Raw genomic sequence first — 7,670 nt, 5'->3', positions numbered from 1 at the left:
ACACAGGAACCATTGTGTGGAGAGAATCAGGCCGCTGATGTATCCCGTATCTCCACTGCGGACAAGAATCGAAATCACACCATGAAATAAACCCCTACGCCACCGGGAACTCGGTAGACACAGGGGTTTCAGATAAACAGTGAACGGCGGGTTACGGCGTCCCGGTGAAGTGAGCACCTGCGAAGTTCTTCTTTCCTCGGCGCAGAATGAGCCAACTCCCGTACAAGAGGTCGGATTCTCTGGGTTCCCATCCCTCATCAGTAATCCGAATGTTGTTGGCGTACGCACCGCCCTCTTTGATGGATCGACGTGCCGCTCCCCTGGAATCAGTAAGCCCGGTAGCCACGAGAAGATCGACAATGGTCCTCGGCTCACCGGGGGCAACCTCGGCGACACCTGTCTCAGAAAGAGCACCTTCGAGGGTGCGTTCATCAAGAGCGCCCAATTCAGCTCGACCGAACAAAGCTTGGGCAGCAAGCTCAACAGCGACGGTCGCTTCCTCGCCATGGACCAGCGTCGTCATTTCGCGTGCCAGTCTGCGCTGTGCCTCACGCTTATGCGGGCGCTCGGCAACCTCGACCTCGAGTTGCTCGAGTTCATTCTTATCCAGGAACGTAAACCAACGCAGGAACTTGATGACATCGGCGTCGTTGGTGTTGAAGAAGTACTGGTACCAGCTATACGGGCTGGTCATTTCAGGATCGAGCCAAAGTTTTCCACCACCGGTGGACTTACCGAATTTGTTCCCCTCGCTGTCGGTCACCAACGGGACCGTCAGGGCATGGACACTCACGCCGTTGACGCGACGGTTGAGATCAACACCAGACACGATGTTGCCCCACTGATCGCTTCCCCCGATCTGAAGGACACAGCCGTGGGTCCGGTTGAGCTGTACGTAGTCGTTCGCCTGCAGAAGCATGTAGGAGAACTCGGTGTAAGAGATACCATCGGCGTCGAGACGCCGCTTGACGGTATCCCGGTTCAGCATGGTGTTGAGGGAGAAGTGCTTGCCGACGTCCCTGAGGAAGTCAATCACACTGAGCCCCCTGGTCCATTCAGCGTTGTTGACCATGACCGCAGCATTGTCGCCCTCAAAATCAATGAACCGGGCAAGCTGATTCTGGATCCGCTCAAGATTCCCGGCAACCGCTTCTTCGGTGAGCATCGACCGTTCACCAACGTCCCGTGGATCACCGATCATCCCGGTGGCACCACCGGCGAGAGCCACCGGCCGGTGTCCGGCCCGCTGAAAGCGGCGCAGGAGAAGGAGGGGAACGAGGTGTCCGGCGTGGAGCGAAGGTCCCGTCGGATCGAAACCACAATAGAGGGAAATCGGGGAATCGGTCTCCCCACGGAGCTTGTCCAGGTCAGTGGACTGGTTGATCAGCCCACGCCAGTTCAATTCATCAATGATGTTCATCGTCAGTTCCTCTTCGTTGAAAGACCGCTCGGATTCAGTGTCACAGGACATCACTCGGCGGACGGCCAGGAGACCGCCTCGTCGATGAGAAGCACGGGAATGTCGTCGTCGATGCGATAGGCGAGTCCGAGCCTCTTGTTGACCAGGAGCTGATCATCCTCGAGATACTCAAGGGGCCCTTTATCTTTCGGGCAGGCGAGCACATCAAGCAACTGTGGGTCGATACTCATAGCGGATAATTCTACCCGCTCAAATGATCCCAGCCTTTTCCGGCCTCGAGGCTACCCGCGAAGGTGTCCCCACGAACCGCCACATCAACCGTTTTCTGGAGGGATCGGCTACAGCACCAGCGGCCAACACCATGGGGCGATGACTTCTCTTACGGGGTGCAGGCGGCGGAGCACCCGAGGAACGGCGATGAAGGCATCCGCACCGTACGGATCGCCCTGACCAAGGCCGTCTCAGCCCCGTCACACCTCGTCATGCGGGTAGTGGCCTACAGTGACTGGACGACGAACAACCTGCACATCCGGCTAGACTTGATCCCCATGTCACGCCTCGTATCCCGACTCGACCATTTCCCGGAAACCATCTTCGCCACGATGACAAACCTGGCCGTCGAAAAAGGCGCGGTGAATCTCGGACAGGGATTCCCCGATGGCGATGGGCCCCGGTCGATGCTCGATGAGGCGATCCGCCAGATTCGGGAAGGAAACAACCAGTACCCTCCCGGGCGAGGGTTCTCGGGCTTGCGGGCTGCCGTAGCTGCCGACCGAGAAAGAAGTCTCGGACACAGACTTGACCCAAACTTCGAGGTACTGATCACGGTCGGAGCCACTGAGGCAATCGCGGCAACGGTTCTCGCGTTGGTGGAGCCCCGAAGTGAGGTGATCGTTATCGAGCCTTACTATGACGCCTATGCTGCAGCAGTCGCCCTCGCAGGTGCGAAACTCGTACCGGTTCCCCTACTCCCAGATGTCGACTCGGACACCGGTTGGCGGCTGGATCACCGAGCTCTCAGCAGCGCCGTGAGTACGTCCACCGCAATGATCATCATCAATACGCCGCACAATCCCACAGGCCACGTGTTCGACGCTGATGATTTGGGAATTATCGCCGAGCTGTCCTGTCGCCATGACCTCATCGTTTTGGCTGATGAAGTGTACGAGAAACTGGTCTACGATGGCCGCACGCACACCCCGATCGCGATGTTGCCCGGCATGCGGGAACGCACGGTGACGGTGTCTTCTGCAGCGAAGTGCCTGAATGTCACCGGTTGGAAGACCGGCTGGGCGATGTCCACACCGGAGATCATCGACGCCGTGACGAAGGCGAAGCAGTTTCTAACCTTCGTCGGGGTCGGTCACGTCCAGCCCGCTGTCGCACACGCCCTCGATAATGAACAGGCCTGGATAGCAGGACTCCGCGATGACATGCAACGGCGCCGTGATCTGTTGATCGACGGTCTGGATCGCGCGGGGTTCAGGGTAAAACCCTGTGCCGGCGGGTACTTTGTCATCGCGGACGCCACGCCACTCGGGGTAACCGACGCGGCAGAATTCTGTACCGGTGCGCTCATTGAGCGTGGAGTGGTCGGGATCCCGGTGTCCGCATTCGCAACGAGCGGGAACACCGGGCACCTCGATCCCCTGGTCCGTTTCGCATTCTGCAAGCGAGAGCACCTGATCCGGGACGCTGTCGCACGTCTCGTCTGACACCCTCGGCGCTGAGCTGAGTGGAGCGAGGTCGTGATCAGCGCCGGATCGGCGTCCCGGCCCAGGAGCGGTACTCCGCTGACTTCGCCACAACGCGTTGACGCTGTTCGACCACCCGCACACCGGCAGTCCCGCCGCGCGTAGCCCGGGATGCAACGGCTCCTTCGACTGTGAGGACTCCCCGGACCTCGGGGGTGAGTCGGGCGTCGACACCCGCGAGTTCGTCATCGGTCAGCTCATCCAGCCCGACGCCCCGGGACTCGGCGATCCGGACGCAGGCTCCGGACGCCTCATGCGCCTCACGGAACGGAACGCCCTGGCGGACCATCCATTCGGCCAGATCGGTGGCTAGGGTGAACCCCGCGGGTGCCAGTTCCGCCATCCGCTCCGGATGGAAGGTGAGCGTGGAGACAAGGCCGGTCATGGCGGGCAGCAGGAGGTTGAGCTGCGCGACGGAGTCGACGATCGGCTCCTTGTCCTCCTGCAGGTCCCGGTTGTAGGCCAGCGGCTGTGCCTTGAGCGTCGCCATCAGGCCAGTGAGATTACCAATGAGACGGCCGGTCTTGCCTCTGGTGAGCTCGGCGACATCAGGGTTCTTCTTCTGCGGCATGATCGACGAGCCGGTGGACCATGCATCATCGAGCGTGACGTAGCCGTACTCGGGCGTGCACCAGTAGATGATCTCCTCTGCTAGGCGTGACATGTCGACGGAGATCTGCGCGAGCACGAACGCCGTCTCCGAGGCGAAGTCCCGGGAGGAGGTACCGTCGATGGAGTTGTCCGCCGCCGAGTCGAAGCCGAGCTCCTCGGCGATCGCCTCAGGGTTGAGGCTCAGGGAGGACCCGGCAAGCGCACCGGAGCCATATGGTGACACCGCGAGACGTTTGTCCAGGTCACGGATACGGTCGACATCCCGAAGCAGGGGCTGCGCGTGGGCGAGCAACTGATGCGCGAGGAGTACGGGCTGCGCGGCCTGCGAGTGGGTCTTGCCAGGCATGATGGCGTCGGGGTGCGCTTCCGCCTGTCCCACGAGGGCATCAACGAGATCGGTGACACCCAGGGCGATGTCCCGGACCGCATCCCGGACCCACATGCGGAACAATGTCGCGACCTGGTCGTTGCGGGAACGACCGGCACGGAGGCGACCGCCGACCTCGGGACCGACGATGCCGATGAGCCCCCGTTCCATGGCACCGTGGACATCTTCGTCGGTGGGTTCGGGTCCGAATTCACCTGCGGCGACCTTCTCCCCCAGTTCGTCGAGACCAGCAAGCATGGTCTCGAGGTCCGGGTCCGACAGCAGCCCGGCGGAGTTCAGGACCTTCGCGTGGGCCTTACTGGCCAGCACGTCATAGGGAGCAAGCACCCAGTCGAAGTGGGTGGACACGCTCAGTGCGAACATCGCTTCGGAGGGGCCCCCGGAGAAACGGCCGCCCCAGAGGGCACCTTCATTTGTCTTGTGCTGTTCCACGGTTATCGTCGGCTCCTTCGGGAGTGTGTTCTGGCGGTTTCTTGGGGTGATAATGCCCGATATGATTTCTGGTTACTGATCCGGCACGGCGAAAACCCTTCCGCTGGTGGCGTCATACCCGGTTCGGGTGACGTCATCGGCGGAAGGGCTCGTGCATGATCGTGGATTCTACTTGCCGGCCTCGCGGTCGCGGCGACAGGCGATCTTCGAGGACAGACCGTGCAGCTCGACGAAGCCGCGGGCGAGCGTCTGGTCGAAGGTGTCGCCGGTGTCGTAGGTGGCGAGGTTGAAGTCGTAGAGGCTCGACTCGGAGCGGCGGCCGTTGACCGTCACGCGGCCACCGTGCAGAACGACCCGGATGTCACCGGTGACGTTCTCCTGGGTGGACTCGATGAAGGCGTCGAGGGAGCGCTTCAGTGGCGCGAACCAGAGACCGTCGTAGACCTCCTCGGACCAGCGGGCGTCGATGAGGCGCTTGTAGCGGGCGAGTTCCCGCTCAACGGTGACATCTTCGAGTGCCTGGTGAGCGGTGATGAGAACCATCGCACCCGGGGCTTCGTAAACCTCGCGGGATTTGATGCCGACGAGTCGGTCCTCGACCATGTCGAGTCGACCAACGCCCTGGGCACCGCCACGACGGTTGAGCTCCTCAATGGCCTCCAGAACGGTGACCTTCTTGCCGTCGATGGCGACGGGAACTCCGCCTTCGAAGGAAATGATGAGTTCGTCGGGCGCATTGCCCATCGCCGGGTCCTCGGTGTAAGCGTAGAGGTCCTTCGTCGGCGGGTTCCAGAGATCTTCGAGGAATCCGGTCTCGACAGCACGACCCCAGACATTCTGGTCGATGGAGAACGGTGACTTGGTGGACTGCTCGATCGGGAGGTTGATGTCCTCGGCGAAGGCGATGGCCTTGTCACGGGTCCAGGCGAAGTCACGTGCCGGGGCGATGATCTTCAGATCCGGGTTCATGTCCGCGAAACCGACCTCGAAGCGGACCTGGTCATTGCCCTTACCGGTACAGCCGTGGGCGACGTGGGTTCCGCCGTGTTCCTCGGCTGCCTCGACGAGGTGCTTGACGATCAACGGCCGGGAGATGGCGGAGACCAGCGGGTACTGCTTCATGTACATGCCGTTGGCCTTGATGGTCGGCAGGCAGTATTCCTCGGCGAACTCGTCCTTCGCGTCGACGACGACAGCCTCGACCGCGCCACAGTCGAGCGCACGCTGACGCACACTCTCCATGTCCTCGCCGCCCTGTCCGAGATCGAGGGCCACGGCCACGACCTCACCGCCGGTCATCTTGGCCAGATACGGGATGGCCACAGAGGTGTCGAGGCCGCCGGAATAGGCGAGAACTACGCGATCAGTCATGTCTTCTCCTTGAGAGGTGCTTCATCGTTTGTATGTGGGTTCTACCAGCGAAAATCCTGACGACTGGCGACTCAGGTGTGCACCACACCCTAACAGTACGGTTGGTGCAGGTGCAGCAGGCACCCGCGTGGCAACGCGGATCACTGCTCGACGTCCGCCACCCTAGCCTATTTATTCACTTGTGTGCAAATTATGCACAGGGCTGGGTTTTCATACCTCAGTGGGACCACATCTCACCAGCATCAGCGACGCTCGAACATCTCTCCGAGTTGCTGACCAGTTAACGGTTCACGGGCTATGACGAAGATCGTGTCATCACCCGCGATACAGCCCACAACCTCGTCCATCTGGACCCGATCAATGAAGCTAGCCAGGTACTGTGCTGCCCCCGGTGGAGTCCGAAGGACGGCGGTATTACCGGAGGAATCGACACTGACGAGGAGGTCATCGAGCATCCTCCGTAGCTTCTCAGCCGGACCGCGCATCTGCTCGGTGAGCGGCGCCTCGGCAGGTCCGATCATGTAGAACGCTCGCCCGCCGTCGGGCCGAACTTTCTTGGCGCCGAGTTCGTCGAGGTCTCGGGAGAGTGTGGCCTGGGTGATATCGATACCCTCGTCGAGAAGCAGCTCGGAGAGCTGAACCTGGGATGAGACCCGGTATTTGTCCAGGATCTCCACTATCCGCCCCTGCCGGGCAGCACGGGTCACCGGCGCCGGACGGCTCATCGTGCCGCACCACCGGGCTGGTTCTCCAGCAGCCACGCCATGAGCGCCTTCTGCGCGTGCAGTCGGTTCTCCGCCTCGTCGAACACCACGGACTGTGGTCCGTCGATGACCTCCGCCGTGACCTCACTCCCCCGGTATGCGGGTAGACAGTGCAGGAAAATCGCACCGTCGGCGGCGCGTGCCATCACAGCGTCATCGACCTGGTAGGGGCGGAACACCGAAGCCCGGTCGATGCCGTCATTTTCCTGCCCCATGGACACCCAGGTGTCGGTGATGACGATGTCCGCACCGTCCACACCATCAAGGCTGTCGGTGACCCGGATTTCCGCACCCGTCTGCGTTCCGACCGCCCGGGCACGTTCGACGAAGCGCTCCTCGGGCTGGAACCCTTCCGGCGCGACGATCGTCATGTTCACACCGGCGGTGGCGAAACCGAGCAGGTAGGAATTGGCCATGTTGTTCGCTCCGTCGCCTAGGTACACAGCGCTTCTGCCTCGAAGACCAGCCGGTCCTTGTTCCGGTGAAAGCTTCTCGACACAGGTCTGTAGATCAGCGAGGATCTGGCACGGGTGCAGGTCATCGGAGAGCCCGTTGATGATCGGGACGGTCGCGGTCTCCGCCATCGCGAGCAGATTCTCGTGGGCGTAGGTCCGCCACACGATCATGGACACGAACCGGGAGAGCACCGATCCGGTGTCCTGATAGGTCTCGCCCTTCCCCATCTGGGTCTTGTCAGTGACCGCGACGATGGGATTGCCGCCGAGTGCAGCGATACCCGCGTCGAAGGAGAACCGGGTCCTGGTTGAGGTTTTGTCGAAGAGGACGGCGACAGATTGCGGTCCGGCGAGAGGTTTACGGGAGTAGGGGGCGGCCTTGAGTTCCGCGGCGAGGGTCAGGACCTCCGCCTGTTCCGCAGGAGTGAGGTCATCGTCGGCGAGGAAGTGGCGGACGTTCGGTGTGGTGGTCAT

Annotated in this window: 7 protein-coding genes; 1 reads left to right on the top strand and 6 read right to left on the bottom strand. The window is 61.7% G+C overall.

Annotated features, from left to right (window positions below; all coding sequences use genetic code 11):
• Nucleotides 1-151: 151 nt before the first annotated feature.
• Together tyrS and QWU43_RS06440 are read right to left on the bottom strand one after the other, a co-directional pair.
• Nucleotides 152-1,426: a tyrosine--tRNA ligase gene (gene tyrS, locus QWU43_RS06445; RefSeq protein ID WP_370917421.1), complete on the bottom strand. Its 1,275-nt coding sequence runs from the start codon at nt 1,424-1,426 to the stop codon at nt 152-154.
• A 44-nt stretch (nt 1,427-1,470) separates the two neighbouring features.
• Nucleotides 1,471-1,650 (bottom strand): Trm112 family protein, encoded by a 180-nt coding sequence (locus tag QWU43_RS06440; RefSeq protein WP_370914932.1) that lies wholly within the window; start codon nt 1,648-1,650, stop codon nt 1,471-1,473.
• Nucleotides 1,651-1,968: 318 nt separating this feature from the next.
• On the opposite strand from QWU43_RS06440, the gene QWU43_RS06435 reads away from it, so the two are divergent.
• Nucleotides 1,969-3,135: an aminotransferase class I/II-fold pyridoxal phosphate-dependent enzyme gene (locus tag QWU43_RS06435; protein ID WP_370915353.1), complete on the top strand. Its 1,167-nt coding sequence runs from the start codon at nt 1,969-1,971 to the stop codon at nt 3,133-3,135.
• Nucleotides 3,136-3,172: 37 nt separating this feature from the next.
• Here QWU43_RS06435 and argH read toward each other — a convergent pair whose 3' ends face one another.
• The 4 genes from argH to argF form a co-directional block, all read right to left on the bottom strand.
• The gene (gene argH, locus QWU43_RS06430) at nt 3,173-4,606 is read right to left on the bottom strand and encodes an argininosuccinate lyase (RefSeq protein ID WP_370917410.1); all 1,434 of its coding nucleotides are present in this window, start codon (nt 4,604-4,606) and stop codon (nt 3,173-3,175) included.
• Between the two features lie 168 nt (nt 4,607-4,774).
• Nucleotides 4,775-5,977 (bottom strand): argininosuccinate synthase, encoded by a 1,203-nt coding sequence (locus QWU43_RS06425; RefSeq protein WP_370914934.1) that lies wholly within the window; start codon nt 5,975-5,977, stop codon nt 4,775-4,777.
• Between the two features lie 242 nt (nt 5,978-6,219).
• Complete coding sequence (locus tag QWU43_RS06420; protein ID WP_370914935.1) at nt 6,220-6,702, bottom strand: arginine repressor; 483 nt, start codon at nt 6,700-6,702, stop codon at nt 6,220-6,222.
• Nucleotides 6,699-7,670: an ornithine carbamoyltransferase gene (gene argF, locus QWU43_RS06415; RefSeq protein ID WP_370917409.1), complete on the bottom strand. Its 972-nt coding sequence runs from the start codon at nt 7,668-7,670 to the stop codon at nt 6,699-6,701. The genes QWU43_RS06420 and argF overlap by 4 nt, the downstream gene beginning before the upstream one ends.

Source organism: Corynebacterium sp. CCM 9204, assembly GCF_041357695.1.
GTDB lineage: Bacteria > Actinomycetota > Actinomycetes > Mycobacteriales > Mycobacteriaceae > Corynebacterium.
Note: the sequence above shows the minus strand (reverse complement) of the source record. Positions and strands in the feature narration are given on the sequence as shown.